General features: G+C 37.2%; 22 protein-coding genes. 4 read left to right on the top strand and 18 right to left on the bottom strand.

Going from position 1 to position 24,674, the window contains the following annotated elements:
- Nucleotides 1-113: 113 nt before the first annotated feature.
- Nucleotides 114-1,604, bottom strand: a complete 1,491-nt coding sequence (gene putP / locus ACIQXJ_RS20015; protein WP_403056878.1) for a sodium/proline symporter PutP — start codon at nt 1,602-1,604, stop codon at nt 114-116.
- Between the two features lie 196 nt (nt 1,605-1,800).
- On the opposite strand from putP, the gene ACIQXJ_RS20010 reads away from it, so the two are divergent.
- On the top strand, nt 1,801-2,961 hold the full coding sequence (locus ACIQXJ_RS20010) for a class I SAM-dependent methyltransferase (RefSeq protein ID WP_403056875.1): 1,161 nt from the start codon (nt 1,801-1,803) through the stop codon (nt 2,959-2,961).
- A 41-nt stretch (nt 2,962-3,002) separates the two neighbouring features.
- Here the strand turns inward: ACIQXJ_RS20010 and ACIQXJ_RS20005 are convergent, their stop codons facing one another.
- Both ACIQXJ_RS20005 and ACIQXJ_RS20000 read right to left on the bottom strand, forming a co-directional pair.
- Nucleotides 3,003-4,322, bottom strand: a complete 1,320-nt coding sequence (locus ACIQXJ_RS20005) for an ABC transporter permease (protein WP_403056872.1) — start codon at nt 4,320-4,322, stop codon at nt 3,003-3,005.
- A gap of 1 nt (nt 4,323) precedes the next feature.
- Nucleotides 4,324-5,010 (bottom strand): ABC transporter ATP-binding protein, encoded by a 687-nt coding sequence (locus ACIQXJ_RS20000; protein WP_340821971.1) that lies wholly within the window; start codon nt 5,008-5,010, stop codon nt 4,324-4,326.
- Between the two features lie 422 nt (nt 5,011-5,432).
- Between ACIQXJ_RS20000 and ACIQXJ_RS19995 the strand changes: the two genes are divergently transcribed.
- From ACIQXJ_RS19995 to ACIQXJ_RS19985, 3 genes are all read left to right on the top strand, one after another.
- The gene (locus tag ACIQXJ_RS19995) at nt 5,433-6,053 is read left to right on the top strand and encodes a DUF47 domain-containing protein (RefSeq protein WP_173479367.1); all 621 of its coding nucleotides are present in this window, start codon (nt 5,433-5,435) and stop codon (nt 6,051-6,053) included.
- Nucleotides 6,054-6,073: 20 nt separating this feature from the next.
- Nucleotides 6,074-7,090 carry an inorganic phosphate transporter gene (locus tag ACIQXJ_RS19990; RefSeq protein WP_401013091.1) on the top strand — a complete coding sequence of 339 codons (1,017 nt, stop codon included), beginning with the start codon at nt 6,074-6,076 and terminating at the stop codon, nt 7,088-7,090.
- Nucleotides 7,091-7,365: 275 nt separating this feature from the next.
- The gene (locus ACIQXJ_RS19985; protein ID WP_403056869.1) at nt 7,366-9,474 is read left to right on the top strand and encodes an MMPL family transporter; all 2,109 of its coding nucleotides are present in this window, start codon (nt 7,366-7,368) and stop codon (nt 9,472-9,474) included.
- Between the two features lie 55 nt (nt 9,475-9,529).
- On the opposite strand, the gene ACIQXJ_RS19980 is transcribed toward ACIQXJ_RS19985, so the two are convergent.
- From ACIQXJ_RS19980 to ACIQXJ_RS19910, 15 genes are all read right to left on the bottom strand, one after another.
- Nucleotides 9,530-10,135 carry an alpha/beta hydrolase gene (locus ACIQXJ_RS19980; protein ID WP_403056866.1) on the bottom strand — a complete coding sequence of 202 codons (606 nt, stop codon included), beginning with the start codon at nt 10,133-10,135 and terminating at the stop codon, nt 9,530-9,532.
- Between the two features lie 18 nt (nt 10,136-10,153).
- A complete protein-coding gene (locus tag ACIQXJ_RS19975; protein WP_401021631.1) occupies nt 10,154-10,345 on the bottom strand; it encodes a hypothetical protein in 192 nt (63 codons plus the stop codon).
- Nucleotides 10,346-10,367: 22 nt separating this feature from the next.
- Nucleotides 10,368-10,832, bottom strand: a complete 465-nt coding sequence (locus ACIQXJ_RS19970) for a hypothetical protein (RefSeq protein ID WP_403056863.1) — start codon at nt 10,830-10,832, stop codon at nt 10,368-10,370.
- Between the two features lie 229 nt (nt 10,833-11,061).
- Nucleotides 11,062-11,679 (bottom strand): NUDIX hydrolase, encoded by a 618-nt coding sequence (locus ACIQXJ_RS19965; RefSeq protein WP_401013104.1) that lies wholly within the window; start codon nt 11,677-11,679, stop codon nt 11,062-11,064.
- 13 nt (nt 11,680-11,692) lie between these two features.
- Nucleotides 11,693-12,781, bottom strand: coding sequence for an AI-2E family transporter (locus tag ACIQXJ_RS19960; RefSeq protein WP_403056860.1), 1,089 nt, complete (start codon nt 12,779-12,781; stop codon nt 11,693-11,695).
- Between the two features lie 452 nt (nt 12,782-13,233).
- Nucleotides 13,234-14,931, bottom strand: coding sequence for a M3 family oligoendopeptidase (locus ACIQXJ_RS19955; RefSeq protein WP_403056857.1), 1,698 nt, complete (start codon nt 14,929-14,931; stop codon nt 13,234-13,236).
- Between the two features lie 81 nt (nt 14,932-15,012).
- Nucleotides 15,013-15,597 carry a YdcF family protein gene (locus ACIQXJ_RS19950; RefSeq protein WP_483869692.1) on the bottom strand — a complete coding sequence of 195 codons (585 nt, stop codon included), beginning with the start codon at nt 15,595-15,597 and terminating at the stop codon, nt 15,013-15,015.
- Nucleotides 15,598-15,676: 79 nt separating this feature from the next.
- Nucleotides 15,677-17,419, bottom strand: coding sequence for a methyl-accepting chemotaxis protein (locus ACIQXJ_RS19945; protein ID WP_403056854.1), 1,743 nt, complete (start codon nt 17,417-17,419; stop codon nt 15,677-15,679).
- Between the two features lie 229 nt (nt 17,420-17,648).
- Nucleotides 17,649-18,944 carry an arsenic transporter gene (locus ACIQXJ_RS19940; RefSeq protein ID WP_403056851.1) on the bottom strand — a complete coding sequence of 432 codons (1,296 nt, stop codon included), beginning with the start codon at nt 18,942-18,944 and terminating at the stop codon, nt 17,649-17,651.
- Between the two features lie 183 nt (nt 18,945-19,127).
- Complete coding sequence (locus ACIQXJ_RS19935; RefSeq protein ID WP_403056848.1) at nt 19,128-19,847, bottom strand: YebC/PmpR family DNA-binding transcriptional regulator; 720 nt, start codon at nt 19,845-19,847, stop codon at nt 19,128-19,130.
- Nucleotides 19,848-20,065: 218 nt separating this feature from the next.
- Nucleotides 20,066-20,530 (bottom strand): low molecular weight protein-tyrosine-phosphatase, encoded by a 465-nt coding sequence (locus tag ACIQXJ_RS19930; RefSeq protein WP_403056845.1) that lies wholly within the window; start codon nt 20,528-20,530, stop codon nt 20,066-20,068.
- Between the two features lie 59 nt (nt 20,531-20,589).
- Nucleotides 20,590-21,198, bottom strand: coding sequence for a lysophospholipid acyltransferase family protein (locus ACIQXJ_RS19925; protein WP_401013128.1), 609 nt, complete (start codon nt 21,196-21,198; stop codon nt 20,590-20,592).
- Between the two features lie 88 nt (nt 21,199-21,286).
- Entirely contained in the window at nt 21,287-22,117 is an 831-nt protein-coding gene (locus tag ACIQXJ_RS19920) for a putative RNA methyltransferase (protein ID WP_403056842.1), read from the bottom strand.
- The gene (locus tag ACIQXJ_RS19915; RefSeq protein ID WP_403056839.1) at nt 22,118-23,497 is read right to left on the bottom strand and encodes an MATE family efflux transporter; all 1,380 of its coding nucleotides are present in this window, start codon (nt 23,495-23,497) and stop codon (nt 22,118-22,120) included.
- A 143-nt stretch (nt 23,498-23,640) separates the two neighbouring features.
- Nucleotides 23,641-24,408 (bottom strand): tyrosine-protein phosphatase, encoded by a 768-nt coding sequence (locus ACIQXJ_RS19910; protein WP_403056836.1) that lies wholly within the window; start codon nt 24,406-24,408, stop codon nt 23,641-23,643.
- Between the last annotated feature and the right edge of the window lie 266 nt (nt 24,409-24,674).

Below are 24,674 nucleotides of genomic sequence, written 5' to 3'. Positions count from 1 at the left end.
TTTCTTAACTATTATAATGAATAAATCTACATGAAACTTTTCCACAATATTTTACGGGCTTAACCTGCTTTATATAAGAAACGAACAATATTCACTTTTTAAAGTATTATTCATCATTTCCCTCGTTCTTCTTTTAATAATGATACGCTACGATTGAACTCATCTTCAATCTCTTCATTTCTTTTATATGTCATCATACTAACAATAACGGCTACTACTAAACAAACTAGGAAGCCTGGTACAATTTCGTAAAGAGCAGTTGAAAGTGATTCTATTTTTCCCCAAACAAAGGCTGTTAATGCACCCAACACCATGCCACTCAGCGCTCCGTAATTCGTCAATCTCTTCCAATATAATGATAATAAAATAATTGGTCCAAACGCCGCTCCAAAGCCAGCCCAAGCAAAACCTACTAAATTTAAAATAGAGTTTTCAGGATTCCAAGCTAAAATTGCCGCAATAATTGCTACTACTAATACGGCCATCCGGCCAATAAAAACATAATGTTTATCGGTAGCTGTTTTATTAAACAATGCCTTGTATATATCCTCGACAAGTGCTGAAGAAGTGACAATTAATTGCGATGAAATCGTACTCATAATTGCCGCTAAAATTGCTGCTAACATAATACCTGCAATAAATGGATGGAACAAAATTTGGCCAAGTACAATAAATACTGTTTCAGCGTCCTTTAATTCGCCAGCATTTTGCTGGTAGTATGCAACGCCTACTAATGCGGTTGCAAGTGCACCTGCAAGACTTAAAATCATCCATCCAATACCAATACGACGAGCCTGTTTTGTCTCCTTCACAGAACTAATCGCCATAAAACGAACGATAATATGTGGTTGCCCAAAGTATCCTAGTCCCCAAGCAAGGGAAGAAATAATTGCGGCAGCAGTTGCTGTCGCAGGCAATAAACTTAAATGCTCCGGGTTTACCGCCTTTATGGATTCTACTGTTTCACTAAGTCCACCTGTTAAAAATAACCCGAATAACGGTACTGTTATAAGTGCTAAAAACATAATTAGTCCTTGCAAAAAGTCTGTATAACTCACCGCTAAAAATCCACCAAACAATGTATAGGCAACAACTACGCCTGATACTATTAATAAACCTGTATGGTATTCATAGCCAAATGAACTATCAAAAAACTTGCCTCCAGCTACCATTCCTGAAGATACATAGAATGTAAAAAATATAAGTATGATTAGCCCAGAAGCAATTCGTATTAATTTCGTATTATCACGTAATCGATTATCCAAATAGCTTGGAATTGTAATAGAGTCATTTGAAACTTGCGTATAAACTCGTAATCTCGGTGCGACAAACATCCAATTTAAATAGGCACCGATTGTTAACCCAATTGCAATCCACGCCTCAACAAGTCCTGATACATAAATCGCACCTGGCAACCCCATTAATAGCCAACCAGACATATCCGCAGCACCAGCACTAAGGGCTGTAACAGCAGGTCCTAACGAGCGTCCCCCTAGCATGTAATCCGTTAAATTTGAAGTTTTTACAAATGCATACCATCCGATTCCTAGCATTGTAATCATATAAATAATAATAGCGATTAGCTGATAAGTGTTGTCCGACATAAGTCTTCCTCCTATCCACAATTATTCTTTACCTTCAAAAAACTTTTCACTATAAATATACCGTAAAAATTATTAAAAATAAAATCGTTTATCTGAATATTCGGTATACTTATTGTTTAAAATTGAAAACAACAATGAATTAATAAAGTTGTGTTACACTAATGCCATCTATTACACAACGAAGAAGGCGAAATAAATGACATTTGAAGAAATGAAAGCACAGCTACAAGAGCAATTTTCACAACAACAACTCGTTGCAGCTACAATCAGTCAACCTCGTATGAAGTCTAATGAAGTAAAGCGTATTAAACTAAAGCCCATCATGCTGAAAGATGCTTATCATATACAAATTGAATACCAATATGAACGTATTTTAAAACATGAGAACGTCATACTAGCTGATTTCCCTCCTAAGCTCGAGCTGTTTTTTGCTGACTTCCGTCAAGCACATATCGATTTTATTGACGCAAAAGTACAGGTGCAACTATCGAAAAAGAACAAAGTATTATGGAAGTCTGATAAAGTAGCTACACCAAAGGAAGTAAACTTATCACATAACCGCAAGAAAAACTATTTACTTGATGAGTCCACCCCCTACCCTTTTTTAATTCGCTTAGGTGTACAAAGTGAAGAAGGAAAAGTAAAAAAACAAAAATACGATAAATTCAAGCAAATTAATCGCTTCATTGAATTTATCGACGATGCCTTAGCCTATTTGCCAAAAGATCGCCAAGTGCGTATTTTAGATTTTGGTTCAGGGAAATCCTATTTAACATTTGCCTTATATCATTACTTAAAAATTGAAAAAGGTTTGGATATTCGTGTCACTGGCTTAGATTTAAAAAAAGAGGTTATCGAGGAATGCTCACGTATTGCACAGGATTTAGGCTACGAGCAACTTGAGTTTTTAGTTGGGGATATTAATGACTATAATGATGAATCCAATGTAGACATGGTTGTGACTCTACATGCTTGTGATGTTGCAACAGATATGGCATTATCACGCGCAGTGAAATGGGGTGCAAGTGTTATTTTAAGCGTACCTTGTTGCCAGCATGAGCTAAACCGTCAACTGGATACGCCTGCACTCGATATTATGCTACAGCATGGCCTTGTCCGCGAACGCTTTGCCGCATTGGCTACCGATTCGATTCGCGCAGAGATTTTATCGCTTGTGGGCTATGAAGCACAATTACTGGAATTTATCGACATGGAGAACACACCGAAAAATATTTTAATTCGAGCGTATTATACTGGTAAAAAGCCAAGTGCACAGCAACGTGCTAAGTACGACGCTTTTGTAACACTGTTGAATGCGAAGCCATTTTTGGCAAATGAATTAACATCTTATTTATAAATTATGAGGACCCGAGGCACATTATGTGCCTCGGGTTCTTTTTATAGCTCTTGTCGCAATGCTTGGATAACATCGATTTTTGTTGCTTTACGAGCTGGTCGGTAGCCTGAAATCATAGCGACACCAATACTGATAGCTGACGCAATAATAACGAGCTGCCATGGAATAAGTGAAAATGTAATATCAGACGAACCAAACGTATCTTCACCTGTTGCCGCTTTTAAAATTAACGGTAATATTGCATTTGCTGTAAAGCTAATAGCATACGAAATCACTACGGCAATAATGGTTCCAAAAATGCCGATAAAAGTGCTTTCCATTAAAAATAATCGTTGAATAAGCTTTGGGCTTGCACCGATTGCCTTTAATACGCCAATTTCACGTGTACGCTCTGTAACTGCCATTGTCATCGTATTAAAAATCCCAATAGAGGCAATTAATACGGCTATTGTTCCTACAAAAATTAAACCAATCTTCAATACAAGGAAAAATACATCCATTTGATCTAATTGCTCAGTCACTGAATACACATTGTAGCCTTTGTCTTTTAGCTTTTCTAAAATAGGCTTTACATGCTCTAAACTGTCTGCGTATATATTAAATTCCGAATTAAATACCTCATCTTCTGGTATATCATCTAATGCCGCGAAACTGCTACCTATTGCCTCTTTCTGTTTTGAATCCACATAAACTGTATTGTCAATCATCCAATCATAAGAAGGCTTCTTCGTCACACCGACAATCGTGTATTTCACCTTTTCAGTTTCAGATGCTCCATTTGAATTAGATATTAAAGATAACTCAATCTCTTTACCTATTACAGACTGTTTATATCCCTCTTCATTACCATCATAATACGTTCCCTCTGCCTCAGCCTTTTTACTTTTTTCTTTTATTGTATCGCGATCGGCGTCATTTAATAATGATTGACCGAAATGATATCCAACAATAATCTCATTCGGCTTTGTTGGATACTGTCCTTGCGCAAGTTTCCCAGTTACATCCTTAAAATCTTTCATATTCGTTAAGATTAAGTTTGAATTTGTATCACGATCTTCAAAATATGAGTGCGCACTTGCATTTATCGTAATCGTTTCAAGCACTGTATTAACATTTTCTATCGTCTTTATTTCATCTTTCTGTTGCTCTGTAAATTGTGAGCCATCATATACTTGTATTTTTGTAACATTTTCATCCGAAAGTATTTCGTTACGAATCGAATCCTGTAGTCCAAACCCTACGGATGCCAGGACAATTAAAAACGCACAACCCATTGTTGCAGCCAGCACCGTCATAAATACCCGTAATTTATTTTTCTTTATATGTTGTATAACAAAGTCTAGTTGATCTTTCCATATCATGTTATTCTACCTCCTTTACAAGCTCGCCATCATACATTCTGAAACGTCGATGAGCAATAGTCGCCACTTCTTCATCGTGCGTAATAATGACAAAGGTTAAGCCAAGCTCACGATTTAAACTTTGAATTAAGAGTAAAATATCTTGTTCTGTTTCAGAATCTAAACTCCCCGTTGGTTCATCTGCGAGCAATATTGGAGGATTGGTAATCAATGCTCTTGCAATACTTACACGTTGTTGTTGACCGCCTGATAATTCATTTGGATAATGGTCAGCTACTGCAGTCAATCCAACCTTGTCCATTATCTTCTTCACTTTTTCTTTACGTATAGCTTTGCTAGCACCTTGCAATTTCAAAGGCAATTCAATATTTTCAAATGCTGTTAACCCCGGCATGAGTTGAAAGTTTTGAAAAATAAATCCGAACTGTCTCAATCGAAAAGCTGCACTCTCGGTTTCATTAAGCTTCGCTGTCTCTTGCCCATTCACCTTAATAGAGCCTTGTTCAGCCTTCATAAATCCTGCTAAAGTTTGAAGCAATGTCGATTTTCCCGAGCCACTTTTGCCGACAATTGCGACAATCTCGCCTTTTTTCACCTCAAAATTGACACCCTTTAATACAGGTACATGCTTTTCCTTGCCCTTTTTCCCAATTAAAAATGTATGTTGTAAGTTCTCGACTTGAATCATTTTGTCTTAATGCCCCTTTCTTGTACTTTCTCAATTGTAGAAAATAATTCTTAAAAATATTGAAGGATAAAAATGAAGATATTCTTAAGAAAATAGGGAACACTATGTTAAAGGGATGCTTCTTTACATTGCGTTTACAATTCGATTTATCCAGCAAGTATAATCGAGTGATTGTAAATGCTATATTCTGTACTAAACAGACTATATTTTTCACAAAAATACTTATTATATAGGCATTTTTCTGTACCAATAGTAATAAATACACATGCAACACAGCATATTTGTGAACAAATTGTATATTACAGGATTGTAAAGTTTTATGTAGAGAAGATAAATTTTATGTAGATAAACGAAAGATTTTGTTATGATAGTAAAGTTTAAAGGTTGATTATTTTATATACATCCAGGAGGATTTCATTTACATGCTTAACTCAAAAAAACAAGACCCTTTCTTTATAGCATTGCATAAAATTGCAGAAAACATGAGAGAGGCCGTACATTACGCAAATGATTTTCGTATTACAAGTGTAGCTGACTTAAAAGAGATTAGCATTACAATGAAGAATTACGAAACAGCTGGCGATAAACTCATTCATGAACTTATCGTGATGCTAAACAAATCATTTATGACACCGATTGAGCGCGAGGATATTTTAGAATTCGCAATCCGTATGGACGACGTGTTAGATGGTACGGAGCATTGTATCGCTCACTTTGAAATGTTCTCCTTAACAGAAGTTGATGAAGCGATGCGTATTTTCTTAGGCTATATTTCAAAAAGTGCCGACGAAATTGTTAAAGCTACTGAAGAGTTAAAGAAAAAAAATCTTATCGGCATGCGCCCACATGCAATTTTAATAAAAGACTATGAGCGCGAATGTGACGAAGTACAAAGAACTTCGATTAAGCAATTGTTTTTAAATGAAAAAGATCCAATCCGCATCATTAAGTTTAAAGATATTTATGAACAACTAGAGGATATCGCTGATTATTGTCAAAACGTTGCAAACACAATGGAAACAATTATCATGCGTAACGCGTAATTAGGAGTGGGTCACTTACAATGAATACAATAATTATACTAACCGTATTGGTCGTCATCTTTGCCCTAACATTTGACTTTATCAACGGTTTCCACGATACAGCAAATGCTATCGCAACTTCGGTTTCAACTAGAGCATTGCCCCCACGTGTTGCCATTATTATGGCGGCGACGATGAACTTCATCGGTGCTATTACTTTCGTTGGTGTAGCAAAGGCTCTAACAAAAGATATTGTAGATCCATTCTCTTTAAATGCATTTCAAGGAGATACAACAGGTTCAGTCGTTATTTTAGCCGCATTAATTTCGGCTATTATTTGGAACCTGCTTACTTGGTACTTTGGTATCCCTTCAAGTTCTTCACATACATTAATCGGTTCAATTGCCGGTGCAGCAGTTGCTTCTGCAGGCTTTGGCGTACTTAACTACGGTGGTTTTACGAAAATTATTATGGCTTTAGTATTTTCACCAATCATTGCGATTTGTGCCGGCTTTCTAATGATGTCTCTGTTTAAATTATGGTTTAAAAACTTAAATCTATATCGTACGAACAAAGGCTTCCGTACAATGCAAATTTTTACAGCGGCTATTCAATCGTTTACACACGGTACAAATGACGCGCAAAAAGCAATGGGTATTATGACAATGGCGTTAATAGCTGGAGGCTTACACACTGGGGATGATATTCCTTTTTGGGTTCGAGCGGCTGCAGCAATTGCCATGGGTCTTGGTACTTCTATTGGTGGCTATAAAATCATTAAAACAGTCGGCGGTAAAATCATGAAAATCCGTCCTGTTAATGGCGTTGCAGCGGATTTAGCTTCTGCTACTGTTATTTTCGGTGCGACATTAGTTCACTTACCCGTATCGACAACACACGTTATTTCTTCATCAATCATGGGCGTTGGTTCAGCACAGCGTGTTCGTGGTGTAAACTGGGGAATGGCACGTAAAATTGTGACAACTTGGATTATTACAATGCCAATATCAGCTGTTATGGCATCCGTTATTTACTTTATATTATCTTTATTCTTCTAAATTTTACGGCACTTTCTGCTCACAGAAAGTGCCTTTTTAGGTACCTTTTAAGTGACAGGCACTCACACAATTCTCACACAATCAGGCGCAACCCTTTACAAACATTTTTGATATCCAAGTAACATCTGCGAAGACTCCTGCGTCGTGCCCTCGGAAAGCGCAGTGGATTTTTACGCTTTAGGAAAATTGTCGTTTGAGCAGGAGTTTTTACTTTGTCACACGACAAAAAGCGACACATCCTTTACACTAGTTTAAAAGGGGGATGCTTTATAATTATGAAAACTTTTTCAGCTTTTATCACTGCACATGCGAAAGCTATCGTTGCAATTTGGATTGTTATTTTTATCGCAATGGCTGTGTTTGCTATACAGCTTCCGAGCAAACTGCATGGAGATGGCTTTTTTGTTGAAGCTGATCATACCTATGTCACAAATGAACTAGCAAAAACATTCGACTTACCTGCAGAAACTATAATGGTTGTCTTTGACCAAGTAGACAATAAAAAAATCAAAGACACCTTACACAAACTCGATGACATTCAAGAAATCCATTCAGTCCAGTCACCACTGGATGATTCTTCGCTACAAAAGAATGGCATCGCCTATGCCATGGTACATTTTAAAAATAATATTGAAAATTTGCCCGATACAGTTAAAGAAGTTCGCACATTAATTGAAGAGGAAGGCATTAGTATTACAGGTGGGCCTGTGATTTCTGAAGATATAAATGAAGCTAGCCAAAAAGACTTGGCTTCTGCTGAAGCAATTGGATTGCCAATTGCTATTGTCGTACTATTACTAGCCTTTGGGACCGTTGTAGCTGCAATTTTGCCAATTATAATCGGTGTCGTTACGGTTGTCACAGCATTTGGACTGTTGACACTACTTAGTGGTAGCGTTAACTTATCTATTTTTGTCTTAAACATTGTACCAATGCTAGGACTTGCCCTCAGTATTGACTTCGCTCTACTATTTATTAATCGCTATCGTGAAGAACGTGGCCATTCTACAATTGCCGATGCAATACAAATTGCTATCCAGACAGCTGGTCGTTCAATAATCTTTTCTGCTGTTTGTGTCATGATTGGTCTTGGTGCCATGATCGTAATTGACGTTGAAATATTCCGCAATATTGCGCTAGGTGGCACAATTGTCGTATTGTTCGCAGTGCTGTCAGGCCTCACATTATTACCTGCTACAATGATGGTGTTGGGAGACCGCCTAAATAAGTGGCGCATAATACGCGTAAAGCCAGGTGGGACAAATCGTTGGCGCAGGTTTGCTGGCTTTGTTATGAAACGTCCTGTCTCGATTGTCATTGTTGCATTATTGTTACTTGGTATCGGTATGATTCCATTGAAGGATATTAAACTAGCTATACCTCAAGTGGATTCTTTACCAACTAAATATGATGCACGTGCAGCATACGATAAATTAGATGAAACGTTTGGGCTCGGTGATACTTCGATTTTATATTTACTCGCTGAACGTAAAGAAGGCTGGGAGGATGAGAAGGCAAGAGAGATACTGTTTGATATACAAGAACAGCTGCTTGACGATCCACTCGTTGATCAAGTATCAACTATTTATACGGCTGCTAATATAAAATCGCCAGAGGATTTAACAGCATCTTTGGAAATGCCACAAGTTGCAGAACAATTAAAACCACTTATTCATACCTTTTCGAAGGATACACAATTGTTTATCCCTATTACATTAAATGTTCCTGGTTCGTCCTCTGCCGCACAAAAATTTGCAAGAACATGGATGGACAAAGATTTAAATGTCGATTTCAAACTAGGTGGACAAGGTAAATTCAATCAAGAAATTTTCGATGAAATTGCAAATAAAATAGTATTCGCTGTCTTAATCATTATCGTGTCAACATTCTTTATTTTAATGCTTGCCTTCCGTTCGGTTTTAATCCCTCTCAAGGCAATCATTATGAATATTATTGGGTTATCCTCAGCTTTTGGGATACTCGTATATATATTCCAATATGGACATTTTGGAATAGAGGCTGGCACAATTGTCCTCATCATTCCGGTTATTGTATTTTGCCTTGTATTTGGTTTAAGTATGGACTACGAAGTATTTTTAATATCTCGAATACAAGAGGAATATCAAAAAGGTGCGGATAATACTCGTGCGACAGTGGAGGGACTTACATCTACTAGCCGTATCATTACATCTGCTGCGCTTATTATGATTGTTATTACAGGAGCATTTGCCTTTACCGACGTTATGCCTGTAAAGCAAATCGGTGTTGGTATTGCCATTGCTATCGCGATAGACGCTACAATTATTCGCCTTATGCTTGTCCCAAGTCTTATGAAGCTATTTGGCGACTGGAATTGGTGGCTACCATTTGCTAAGAAGAAGTAATTTCTATTAACAAAAATCCGAGAACGTCAATTTACATCGTTCTCGGATTTTTCGTTTAAAAATATTTACGATACCACTCTCTTGCTGAATCTACTTCAGGCATTGTAAGCTGGTGACCATAGTTAAACCATGCTGTCGTGACATTAGCGCCTGCACCAGATAAAAGTGACTCTAAATCCTCTGATTCCTGCGCAGAACACAGCGGATCATTTGTTCCAGCCGCAATAAATACAGGCGTATTAGTTAACACAGGTAGTTCGATTCCTCGTCGTGGCACCATCGGATGATGTAGAATCGCGCCTGCCAACGCATCTTTAAAATGGAATAATAAACTTGCTGCAATGTTTGCTCCATTTGAGTAACCAATAGCTACAATACGTGTACGATCAAATCCGTATTGCTCTGCTGCTGTTGCCAAAAAGTTTTGTAATTCTTGCGTACGGAAGATTAAATCTTCTATATCAAAAACACCTTCAGCTAAACGACGGAAAAAACGAGGCATACCGTTTTCTAATACATTACCGCGTACACTTAAAACATTAGCCGTTGCATCAATTTCCTTTGCAAGGCTAATTAAAGAATGCTCATCTCCACCTGTACCGTGTAATAACAATAAGGTAGGCTTAGTTTCATCTGTTCCTTTATGAAATATATGTTGCATGAACACATCACCTTTCAATTATCTTGAATTCGAGATAATTGTAGCTTGTGGTAAAATTAAATTCAAACTTTTTGACTTATTAACTTCACGATTTTCGCTATTTGGCTGTTCTTCATTGTTTTTATAGAAATTTTGAATCGTAAAAACTGAAAATAAGCATGCAATTACTAAAACAATAAGTACAACTCCCACCAATTTTTTACCACTCATTGCGCGTTTTCCCCCATATTACTTAGTTCTTTTTACGAAAGCCTTCTTCCAATAAATATTCTTTTGCCGCATCATATGTGCCAAAGGCTTCTTCTAGATTATCTCGATGGTACACATTCCATGAACGTTGTTCAAAGGCAAGCTCTAATTGATCACCTTCACGATTACGCCAAGTCTCAATAATCGGTTCTTCTTCTTCTTGTTCCTCGCCTAAATACGTAATCGCATCTTCAATAATGGCACGCAGCTGTTGCTCATCGTAATCACGAATATTTACTAACCCTTTATCATTTGCCTCGTTTTCGTAGCGCAATAAATCCCCTACAAAGACAAAACCATTCCCGTTTGGATGCAATTTTTCAACGACAATCGTTTTTTCAAACAGACTGTCCATAAAATGATAATTCACTCGTTTCATTGAAATTTCTTTTCGCGTTAATTCAGAAAACGATTCAATTATCGCTTGTTTTTGTTCAAATGTTAGCATGTATATGCTCCTTTTCTTTCATTGTAATTACAAGTATAGCTTATTTTCTACACAAATTAACATATAGACATAAAATGCTCATAAAAATAACTTCAATTCATTTCGAAGTTATCTTTATGAGCATAATTCAGCATGGTACTATTTTTATACACATGCGAGTTGGCACTGATTATTGTCATTCTTCATTGTTTTTCATATGTGTAATCAACTAGCAGGTGTTTACGCTAATCTATCGACTGTACATTGAATTTTTCACAAAATCTATTACATCTGCAACATACAACTCACGATATGGAACAAATTGCGCTGTGCTTACAGGTCTTACTACCCTCGCACGTTGTCCATCTGGAAAATATTCATATCCTTCAATATTCAGCGTGACGGTTTTTCCTAAAAAGAAATCTTCGGCTTCATCAAGCTTTGCTCGAACAACACCGGAAACTTCCTCATATTGCAACTCAAAAGAATCCCAATTGTCTTCAAAAGGGTACAAATAAACATGACAAAATTCATTATCAATCATTTTTTCGGATACGATACTACATGAAGTCATACCCATTTTTACGACTTCATTAATATCGATGGTTAATCCTAATTCTTCTCTTACTTCTCGTATGCCCGCTTCCACTGTCTCAATGGCTAGTAGGTGACCTGCTGCTGTAATATCAAGCAGTCCTGGATAGTCCTTTTTTTGCGCACTACGAATTTGGAAATAAATATAGTTCTCGTTGACAAGCCAGCAGTGAAAAGTCTCATGCCACAAGCCTTTTTCATGTACTTCTGCTCGTGTAGCCGTGCCAATTTGTTCATGCTGCTCATTAAAAACTTTCACAATCTCTTGTTCCATTTTTATTCGACCCCTATACAGACTTCGTAGCCTTTTTCTTTATCGCAATTCGTTTATCATAAATATTCGAAACAATAACCTTTAATACCGCATAAAACGGAACGGCAATTATAATCCCTATGAAGCCTGCTATATTTCCTGCTGCTAAAATAATCGTAATAACCGTTAACGGATGGATATCGAGAGATTTTCCCATTACATTTGGTGTAATGAAGTTACTATCAATCTGCTGTGCAACAAGCGTAACAACACATACCCAAACAACAAGCATCGGATCCTGAATAACTGCTACAATTACCGCTGGTGCAAGGGCTATCCACGGTCCGATAAACGGAATCATATTCATAAAGAAAGCAAAAATAACGAGCAATAATGAATACTCTAAGCCAATGATTAAATATCCAACATACATAATAAGTGCTAATAAAAAACTAATTTGCAGTTGACCTTGAATATAGCTACGTAATACATCATCAATTTCACTTAACGTCTTTTTTATCCATTCCCGACGCTCACCACTAAAATATTTATAAATGGATGGCGCAAATTTTTCATGATCCTTCAACATAAAGACGAAGAAAAACGGAATTAAAATAGCTAATAAGGAAACTGAAACAATGGACTGTATAAAGGATACGAGCCATTTACTTGTCACGACAGCAATACTTTGTACAGAATTAGCAAGATTATCGATAAATTCGGTTATTTGTGGAGGTAAGTTATCCTTATTGCTAAACAAGCTGACCACATAATCAGTTGCATCTTGAATGCTTGATCCAATCATCGGTGCATTTTTCGCAAGATTATTAAGCTGTGTAGCTATCGGATTACCAACAACCCACCCAAAGACAACTACCATGGCAATCAGTCCAACAATAATTGTTAATATACTAGCCCATCTTGGCCATTTTCGCTTTTCTAAAAAACGCTGAATCGGCTCTGTCACATAATACAACACGCCACCAAGTAATAACGGCACAAATATAGCTTTTAAAATAATCGCAAGCGGTGAAAAAATCCAATGAATTTCTATAAAATATTTAAGTATTAGTAGAACTAGTAAAGTGCCTATTCCTACTTGAAACCATACTTTCCTCGTCACGTTCTTCACTTCCTTTTATCACAGTTACTGAAAATACTACTTATATATTAACCATTTCGCAAGTATCCTAGTATTTATTACAAACATAAAAAAAGATAACAGACTAAAAAACAACTTATCTTGGACAATTTTGTATAAAAAACCTTTCCGTGTTCTCCCCCAAAAAAGGCTGGGACATAACATAAAATATTTTAAATGGGCAACGATGTTCATATATTGTAGCAAAGGCGGTGACTCTTGCGGGAACGTACACAGCGTAAGACGCAGGTATTCAGCGCGCTAGCGAGGATTGCGGCTTACGTGTTGTGCCCGCGGAAAGCAACCGCCGTAGCGGACATCAACGGCATAGTAAAAAGTGTTAGATTGGCGGCAGTCAATCTAACACTTTTTAACTGATATATGCTAATTTCCTTCTAGAGTAACTATATTAGCTCTAAAGATTTTATCGCAATCTATAATTTAGTATCATCCACTGAATTTAAATAGTTTTCAATAACACCAATTACTGATTCTACACAGCCATCCTCGAATGGTGAAATTAAGCCAGCTTCTTTCACAAGCTTCGTAAATGACATAGAGCCTCCTAAGCCACATAAATGGATATAGTCTTTCCAAGCAGCCTCAAACTCTTCACGTGAACGTTTCCAGAATTGGAATGCACAAATTTGTGCTAACGTGTAGTCAATATAATAGAATGGGCTTGCATAAATATGTGCCTGACGTTGCCATATACCGCCTGATTCTAAGTAGCTATTCCCATCATAGTCGCGATGTGGTAAATATGTTTCCTCGATTTTTTTCCATGCAGCTTTACGCTCAGCAGGTGTCATCGTAGGGTTTTCATAAATAACATGTTGGAATTCATCAACAGCAACACCGTAAGGAAGAAATAGTAGGCCACTGCTTAAATGTGTAAATTTATATTTCTCTGTATCTTCTTTAAAGAATAATTCCATCCAAGGCCATGTAAAGAATTCCATACTCATAGAATGGATTTCACATGATTCATATGTTGGCCATAAATATTCTGGAATGCCAATATCACGGCTTGAGTATACTTGGAAGGCATGTCCAGCCTCATGTGTTAACACATCAATATCACCTGATGTACCGTTAAAGTTCGAGAAAATAAATGGTGAATGGTAATTTTCTATAAACGTACAATAGCCGCCACTTTCTTTTCCTTTTTTCGCTACTAAGTCCATTAAGTCATGATCAATCATAAAGTTGAAAAATTCACCAGTCTCAGGTGATAGTTCTTCATACATCTTTTTACCGTTAGCGACAATCCAATCTGCATCACCTTTTGGCGTCGCATTTCCTGTTAAAAAGTTTAGAGCTTCGTCATAAAACTTCAAGTCCGAAATACCGATACGCTTAGCTTGACGCTCAAATAATTTTGTTGCAACTGGAACGATTAAATCACGCACTTGGTCACGGAATTTTTTCACCATTTCCGCATTATAATCAATACGGTTCATACGAATATAGCCAAGCTCTACATAATTTTTATAGCCTAACTTTATAGCAATTTCATGGCGTACTTTGACAAGCTCATCATACAACCGATCAAATTCCTCTTCATGCTCAGCAAAAAAGCCAAAGCGAGCTTCTGTAGCCGCTTTACGCATGTCACGATCTGTCGATTCTGCATAAGGTCCTAGCTGAGCTAACGTTAATGTTTCACCATTAAAGTCAATTTGAGCTGAGGCAACTAATTTATTATATTCGGAAACTAGTTTGTTCTCCTTTTGCATTAAATCAATAACTTGCGGAGAGAACCCTTTAATTTGATAGGACGCTAAGTCGAATAACTGTTGGCCCCATTTTTCTTCAAGCTGCTCACGGAATGGCGAAACTATTAATGCTTTATAATATTCTGTTGTTATCTCTTCAAGTTCTGGGCCTACTTCATCAAAATAGTCACGTTCTTCTTGATAAAACGAATCGTTCGTATCAATAGATGCTCGAATATAAACGAGGTTAGCCATTGTCGCATAATCATTACTTAATTCATTTAACTTTTCAATTAGCTCGCTTTGCGCCTCAACAGTTTGCGCTTCTTTAAATTGCTCGATTAAAGCTAATTGCTGCTCTTTCATTGCTGCCACGTTTGGTCGGCTGTATTTATAATCTTTAAACGTTGTCATAGAAGTACCCTCTTTCTGTCGTTTACTCATTATATTTCTATTATATGACAAATATATTAAAGAAAGAAAGTAAATATACCATTAATGACCTATGATATACGTTTTTAACAATGCAGCTCTTTCACGAATCCTTAACTTCGCTTCTACAGATTTTGGCGTTTTTGCAACAACGACATCCGCCTCTAGCTGAAGCTTATTAGCTAAATACTTTGCTCTTTGCAAATGGAAATCATTCGAGACGATCGTAATATGCTTTGTTCCCTCTGGGAGTAATTCTTTTGAAAATAGTAGGTTTTCATATGTCGATGTGGATTGTTCTTCCACTAAAATTCGTTCGGGGTCAATCCCCTTCTCTTGCAAGTACGAAAGCATTGCAGAAGCCTCTGTCCTATCCTCATCCGCCCCCTGACCACCCGATACGATTACCTTCACGTGCGGATACTCATTTAGATAGGCTACAGTTTCTTCCAATCTGTTTTTTAAGGATAGAGATAATATCCCACCAGGCTTAACTTTTGCTCCAAGCACTATGGCATATTGTGCAGTTCCATCAGCAACTGGCTGTGTCCCTCGTTTCATTTCTTGTCCTAACCATATATAGAGGGCACTACCTATACAAACGACAATTGTGATTCCTCCCACCAACCACTTTTTCAATTGCAACACCCCTTTTTACTTACAACGTCCAGAATATAAAAAGGATGCTTGTACAAATGATTGGCTACTGTACAAGCATCTTTATTAACTATCTTATAGTAAAGCGTTGAATCGACTCCTGTAATGCTGAGATTTCGTCTGTTAAATCGTTGGAGGATTCGCTAACAAGTTGTATAGCTCTTTGTTGCTCGTCAACAGATGCTGTTACTTCCTCAGATGCTGCTGCATTTTTTTCACTGATCATAGCGATACTTTCAATCGACTGCATCATATCATCTTTAGAGCTATTTAAATATGTCACACCTGAAGTCATGTCCCCAATAATTGCTATAATTTTTTCAACAGCCAGTTCAATTTCATTAAAAGAAGATTCCATTATACCAACTGAATTATTTTGCTCTCGAACAATAGCACTTGTTTTTTGCATTTCATCGTTCACTAAATTCGTTTCACTTTCAATACCACGTAGCGTTGTGCGTACTAAATCTGTTGCAACGGAAGTTTGGTCTGCTAGTTTTCTTACTTCCTCCGCTACTATTGCAAATCCTTTGCCATGCTCGCCAGCACGTGCCGCTTCAATCGATGCATTTAATGCAAGAAGGTTTGTTTGATCGGAAATCTCATTAATCGTTCCCACAATACCTTCAATTTCTCTTACTTTAACAATTAAGCTATTAAACACTGTTTGTACATTATTAATAAGCGTAGACGATTCCTGTGATTTACCCTTCAAACTATTTAAATTTACAAGCCCTTCTTCATTGGAATGCTTCATAATTTGAGATGCATCTAGCATTAATTCATTTTTATCATGCAGCCCTACAATTTGCTGAGCAAATGCTATAGCTGTGCGATTCGTATCTTCAGCATCTGAAGCTTGCTTAACTGCCCCTCTTGAAACCTCATTAATAGCTTTCACAATTTCATCACCGTACGCATTCGTCTCCTCAGCAACGGCTGTTAAATTAGCCGAAGTGGATTGAATTTCAGCGATTGATTCTTCCACATTTGTAATTAATGTCTTCAATTGATCTACCATATCATTAAACCCTGTATTTAATTGGCCAATCTCATCTGTACGTTGTAGGTTTTCAATTTCCACCGTTAAATTCCCTTGCGCTACTTCACGTACACGAGTCGACAAGTTTTTAACAGGCAAAGCCAAATGTCTCGAAACAAGTATTACGATAACTGTACCGATAATAATGGCTCCTAATAGTGTCAGTCCAATAACTAATAACAACGAATTGGCTTCCTTATTAAAATCTTGCATGTATGTACCCGATGCTATAATCCATCCCCAATGTGGATCTTTTGTAGAGTAAATGATTTTATCAGCTAAAACATCCTGTCCTGGAAGTGCAAATTCATATTGTGTAAAGCCCCCACCCTCTAATGCTCGTTCAGTTACATCGCGAATAAAATACTTGCCACTACTATCCTGTTCATCCCACAAGTTATCCCCTTCACGAGTAGGATGTGTTGTTAGCGTCCCTTTATCGTCTAACACGTATAGATAACCATATTCACCTAAATTACCAGGATAATTAATTGGTCGCTTTCCCTCACTATCCTTTGGACCAAGTAGCGCTTCACGTACTTTTTCCTGCGCAACCTCTAATGGGATGTCGCCTTTTTCTACACTTTCATTTGCCAGTTCGATTAATTGCAAAGTAGACTCAACGCTATTTTGAAGGACTTGTTCACCTAATCCTTCCATCCCATCCTTTGCTTTCCCATAGCTAACTATACCAATGATTAAGCTCGGCACTATTAATAATGCCATTGAAACGATAATTAATTTCCCCTGTATTGAACGTAAAAATTTCATACTTTACACCCCTTTTTACTTCTATCGTTTAATGCATTAATTAATATTATGGAATGGATTTACAGTTTACACAATGGGTATTTCACAATAAATGTGTATATTATTCACCCTTTCGCTTAAATATGCTAATATACACATTTCTTCGCAAACAAAAAAAACTATCTTTCTACAGGGATACGAAGTGTAGAAAAATAGTTTTTTGATATTCTTTATAATTTAAAAGTATTTACTACGATAATATTGCTAACCAAGCAATTAATGCTAGTAATGTAATGAAAAGTGTCGGTATAGTTAGTAAAATACCTATTTTAAAGTACTGTCCCCAGCTTATTTTAATGCCTTTCTGCGCCAATATATGAAGCCATAACAATGTTGCCAATGAACCAATCGGTGTCATTTTCGGACCTAGATTCGTACCTATAACATTGGCGTAAATCAGTCCTTCTTTAATTGTTCCCGTTGCACTTGTTTCAGCAATAGCTAATGCATCAATCATAACGGTCGGCAAATTATTCATAACCGCAGACAAAATTGCTGCAACAAAGCCCATTGTTAATGTCGCTACAAATAAGCCTTGCTGAACAGTAAGCTCTAACAAATCTGCTAATAAACCTGTAAGACCTACATTTTTTAGACCATAAACAACGACATACATACCAATTGAAAAAAACACAATGCTCCATGGTGCACCTTTAATAACCCTCTTCGTATCAATACTTTTGCTTCTCCGTGCCAACCATAAAAAGATAATTGCAACACTACATAAAATAAATGACACTGGAATAGTAAAATACTCGCTCGATAAGAAACCAAGTAATAATATTGCGATAACGTACCAAGAAATATTAAATAACTTTTGATCTCGAATAGCGACATTCGGGTGAACTAATGCTTCCATCGAATACTGAGTCGGAATGATTTTTCTAAAAAAAACATATAGCACGAAAATGCTAGCGATTAAAGAAATGATATTAGGCACGACCATATGCACCGCGTATTCCATAAAACCTATATTAAAATAATCAGCTGACACGATATTTGTTAAATTACTGATTACTAGCGGTAATGACGTTGTATCTGCGATAAAACCACTTGCAATGATAAACGGAAATACCCTTTGCTCTGTTAAGTTTAACTTTCTTACCATTGCTAAGACGATTGGCGTTAATATTAGTGCTGCACCATCATTTGCAAATAATGCAGAAACAATCGCTCCTAAACAGGCTATATAGATAAATAGCCGAATCCCACTACCTCTCGCAAGTCGAGCCATATGCAATGCTGCCCATTCAAAAAATCCGATTTCATCTAAAATGAGCGAAATGATAATAATCCCTATAAACGATAAAGTTGCATTCCAAACAATGTCGGTAACCGCCAAGACATCATTGATTGTTACGACACCTAGCATTAAGGCAAATGCTGCACCTATACATGCAGACCAGCCGATTGATAATTTACGTGGCTGAACAATTACAAAAAATAACGTCACTAAAAATATAACGATAGCTAAAAAAGTTTGCACAATTCTCCTCCTTAAATCTGTGACATCCGAAAGGGCTTTTTAACTTGATTCAGAAGTGGTTTGAACCTCCACGAAAATGTAGTGCCTAGCATTATCCTTCATATTTAGAAGTAGAGGACTTTGCTGAATCAAGTTAAAAACCAGTAGCAAAGGATTGCTACTGGTCTGATTTATAATAAAAAATTATTCACCTAAATCTGCGTTATGGTAAACGTTTTGTACATCATCAAGATCTTCTAATGCATCAATTAATTTTTCAAATTTCGCTACATCATCACCTGTTAATGTAACTTCTGTTTGAGGGAGCATTGTAAGTTCAGCTACTGTAAATTCTTGAACACCTGCTGCCTTCAATGCTTCTTGTGCAGCAAAGAATTGGTCTGGTTCCGCATAAATAATAACAGTCTCTTCTTCTTCAAGAATATCACGTGCATCGACATCTGCTTCCATTAAAATTTCAAGTACTTCATCTGCAGTCTTGCCCTCTAAACCAATAACTGCTGTTGAATCAAACATATAAGCAACTGAACCACTTACACCCATGTTGCCGTTGTTTTTACCAAATGCCGCACGTACATCAGAAGCTGTACGGTTAACATTGTTTGTTAATGCATCAACGATTAGCATTGTTCCAGCTGGTCCGAAACCTTCGTAGCGTAATTCATCGAAGCTTTCGTCGCCGCCACCCTTCGCTTTTTCGATTGCCTTTTCAATAATATGTTTAGGAACACTGTAAGTTTTAGCACGTTCAAGAACAACTTTAAGAGCGCGATTTGATTCAGGATCTGGTTCCCCTGATTTTGCTGCTACATAAATTTCACGACCGAATTTTGCATTCACTCGACTTGTGCTTTGGTCTTTTGACGCCTTCTTTTCTTTAATATTGTTCCACTTACGACCCATTGTTTCCACTCTCTTTCGAAAATAAAGTTTATAAAAATCATAGATGTACAACTGTACATCTGCAAATGGTATTTAAATACTTTTCGTATCTTTACTCTGCAAATAATAACATATTGATGCTTACAAAGCTAGATATACCAATGTTTAAGGTAATGTTTTCAGAACAGGATGTAGCATGAAATATTTTAAATTCAAGGCTCTTAATCGTTCTCACATGTTCATAGCTTTTGCTCATGCTTAATTTTATCTAATAAAGCTCGACAGCCTTCTAGCACTAAATCATAAGTTTCTTGAAAATCCCCTGTATAGTATGGATCAGGTACATCCATTCGATGGTCCGTTAAATCTAAGAAGCGGAAAATTTTTGGTGAATCGGGATTACCAAGCATTGTATAAATGTTACGAATATTATTTTCATCCATTCCAATAATGTAATCGAATTGCTCAAAATCACGCTTATGTAGTTGTCTACTTTGTATTCCTATCATGGAGATACCATATTCTCGTAACTTATCTTGTGTACCTCGATGTGGTGGCTCACCAATATGCCAAGAGCTTGTTGCAGCTGAATCTACTTTAATTTTGTCATTCAACTTTGCTTTTTCTATTAAATCCCGCATGACTGCCTCAGCCATTGGAGAGCGGCAAATATTCCCCAGACAAACAAAAAGTACATTAATCATTAAAAATGCCCCCTACGACAAAGCACCCAAAATCAACTTGATTCTGAGTGCTGTCCGTATTATTTTTTATCCGCTACAATTCGTTTATTTAATTCGTCTGTTAAGGCAACAAGCTCGTGTTCAAGATGTTGGGTAAATTCCTCACGCCCTTCTTTTCCTTTGCCTGTTACATAAAACGGCTCACCATAAATGAGATAACCTTTCCCACGTTTAAACACATCTCCAGCATTTCGCGCTCCAACGTAAGCAGCCGGAACAATTTGTGTTTTAGACAGTTGTGCAATCGTTATAGCACCTTGCTTTAAATCAGATCCTTCTGAGTTTCGAGTACCTGATGGGAAAATCCCAACAATTTTCCCTTCCTTCAGCAACTGCGAAGGAACTTTAATAACACTCGGTCCTGGATTGTCACGGTCAACTGGAAAGGCGTTTAAATGGTTAATAAGCCAGCCAAGTCCCTTAATATCAAACAATTGCTTTTTCGCCATAAAGTGAATTTCACGAGGCAAGACTGCAACACCTAAGTTTAATATATCTACATACCCTGTATGTGTACATGCAATAATAAACCCACCATCCTTCGGTAAGTTTTCCTCATCATATACACGTGCTTTTGAACCCGATAATTTTAATATCAATTTGACAAGATTTGCCGTAAATTTATACACTGTTTTATTCCTACCTTATTCAATAGTTATTACCATTGTAATCGAAAAGAGTTGTATACTGCAATTGTCCAAGTCAAATCTATTTGATTTAGACCCGACCTACTAGGATATCGACATCAATCGTTATTTCATTTACAGTCACTTCTGCATGTTGCGCCTTATGCCAGCCCATCGGCGTCATTTCAAGCAGTGCAGGAACGAGCTCCGAAGCAAGTGGCACCGTATAAGTTATACGCTCTACTGTGACATTTGAAAAACTTTCACGAAAGCGTTCTACAGTTTGCTCATTGGAGTATGTTTCTTTTGCCGAGTCAGCATAAAGTTGTGAACGTAATTGTTGCAAATAGCCACTTTGTGGTACCACTTTCACGACACATCCATTTGATGTAAGTAATCGTTTAAATTCTTCATAATTAGCTGGGGATAAAATATTTAAAATGATATCAAAGCTTGTCTTGGCAAAAGGACTTTTTGCTAAGTCTCCAACACACCAAATTTGCTCTGGATAATGCCGAGCAGCTGCAAGAATACCCTCTTTTGCAATATCAATACCAATGCCGATACCTTGTTTTTGCGACAGTATACGTGCTAAATGTGATCCCTCTCCACAGCCAGTATCAAGCACTGTTTTAGCTTCTCCTATTAGCTCTGCTATTTTCTCCTCTAATGGATCATACAGACCACTATCAATAATCGCTTTACGGGATTCAAAAAGATCTTTACTATATTTAGAAGCTACACTATGTGTCAGCATATTTACATAACCTTGCTTAGCAATATCAAAGGAATGGTTTGCTGAACATGTAAGCCTCCCTTGGTCATAGACCTGGATGGACTCCTGACAAATCGGACAAGCAAATAGCCCGATATTTGCATCTATTAATGCCGCTCCTGCAGCACGTTTAGAAAGTGCCCCCATTTAATTCGCCTCCTTTTGTTCAGTAGGTGAGACAATTGCAAAACGCTCCCACTTTCGACTTTTCCATCTAAAGTATACGATAATGGCACGCATCCATTCATCTGCTGAAATAGCTAACCAAATCCCTACTAGTCCCCAATCTAATACAAATACAAACAAATAGCCAAGTGGCAAACTCATACAGACCATTGATAAAAAGCCAATTTTCACTGGAAACCTTGCATCGCCTGAAGCACGTAATGAATTAATAACAACGATATTCATCGTACGACCTGTTTCTAATAAAATACTTAATGCTAATACAGACCCACCAATGGCTATTATCTCTGCATTATCTGTAAATATGCTCATTAACTGTTTTCTGAAAATCGTCACAACACTTACCATTAGTATTGTAAAAATAAAAGCTGAGCGCACGCTTATCCATAATTGATGATAAGCCTCATCTTTTTTACCCGCGCCTACATAGCGACCTATAATAATAGCTGTCCCCGTACCGATTGCCACCGCAAACAAGTACGTAAACATCGAAATATTCATTGCATATTGTCTTGCTGCAAGCGTTTCAGATCCTATATAAGTTGCATAATAGAGGAAGACAATTTGGCAAAATTGGTAAAGCACTTGCTCAAATGCAGACGGTAACCCGATATTTAAAATTTTTCGAACATACTCTTTTGAAAAAGTGAAATAGTATTCGATTTTCACACGTATCTCCATTACCTGATACAACAGCCATGAAAATACAATAACCGCAAGTCCACGACTAATTATCGAGGATATCGCAGCACCTTTCACACCTAATTCCGGCAATCCAAAATTACCAAAAATCAATCCGTAGTTTAACACGACGTGAACGACATTCATACCGAGTGATACATACATCGTCTGCTTCGTCCAACCATGTACACGAATAATAGCAGCTAATGCATTAATAATAGCTTGTAAGAAAATAAAACTACCAATTATGACTAAATAGCTTTGGGCATATTGTAAGACATCGCCCTTCAGATTCATCATCGTCATTAAATGGCTTGAGCCTAAGAAAAACAGAGCACTCATAATAAATCCAACAATTAAGTTCATCGTAATTGCCAACGCTGAAATCTTTGTAGCCTCTAAAAATCTTTTTGAACCTAAATATTGCGAGACAACTATCGCAGCACCATTACCTACCACTTCAAGAATTAGTATCGCAATATGAATGTATTGATTTGCCGCGCCAACACCTGATACAGCATTATCTGATAAGGCACTTAACATAAATGTATCGGCTAAACCCATTAACATAAATAAAAAAACTTCTAAAAAAATCGGCCATGTTAAATGGAATAGACTAAACTGGTCTGCCGAATGTTTCTCTCTAATCGCATGTCCCAACAACTTCACTTCTCTCTATATTACATAAAAATCTATTGTATCTTATCACAGATTTGCCACTGTAAAGGATAGCGAATACAAAAATATTTTGAATAGCTTACAAAAAAATCCCTCTCACTGACTTACTGTGAAAGGGCGTCCTATTAGCATAAGCAATTTTCTTGTAATTGCTGGCGTTTTTCTGTTGTTAAACCAAACTCTTGCTCTAAAAACACTGTTTTCGAACCATAACGACTATCTATAGCATCAAAGGCTGCTTGCAAATAATCCTCACGTGCAGACATTAATGCATGGAACTGTTGTAGCTCTTGGTTATTAAAAGTATTTTGAATTGCCTGTGCCATTCGTTCTATCATAGGGCGTAAATAAATATTCGTATCTAAATAGTCTTGCATAATGGTTTCCTCGGGTACATCTAATGCGAGCAAAATGAGCGCACCGCCAATTCCCGTTCGATCTTTTCCTACGGCACAGTGATGGACGAGGCCTAAATTATCTGGATTTTGAATTGTAGACATTAATTTTTTAAATGAAGCATTGTTAAATGGCATTTGTGCATAAAAATCGCGGAACATCTCTGGGCTTACAGCCTTATAAAAATTGTGGCCGCCGGTATTTGTCGGCATCTCAAATGCGTGATTGCCCTTTGCAGGAATTTGAATATACTTTGCGCCTTTAAATGTGGGGTTAGGATTATTTAGTGCCTCTTGTTGATCTCGGTAATCGAAAATTGTCTTTACTCCTAGTGCTTCAAAACGCTCCTTGTCCGCCGGCGTCATCTTACCTAGTGCAGCTGAGCGATATAGCAATCCATTCTTAACTACTCTGCCATCTCGCGTCTTATAGCCACCCATATCACGGAAATTCAAGACTGCCTCAAACGGAATAACCTTCATGCCAAACTGTGTCATCCACTACGCCTCCCTTATTTAAGCAAGCATTTATATTTCTATTTTATAGAACAACTGAAGATAATACCAATTATTCACAAAACCTTTTAGAAGGAATCCAGAGAGTCTATGAATTTGTCGGTAAACATGGAAATATCGCCGGTTGAAGTCCGTGAAGTCTGTACGTAGCGGAAAATATCTACCATAGCGGACAACAACGTTCACAGCAAAAAAGTGTTAGATTGAACGCAGTCAATCTAACACTTTATCTCTTTGGCACAAGCTCT

The organism is Lysinibacillus sp. NPDC097868, assembly GCF_044761135.1.
Classification (GTDB): domain Bacteria; phylum Bacillota; class Bacilli; order Bacillales_A; family Planococcaceae; genus Lysinibacillus.
The sequence above is the reverse complement of the archived record's forward strand: the minus strand, read 5'-3'. Positions and strand labels throughout refer to the sequence as shown.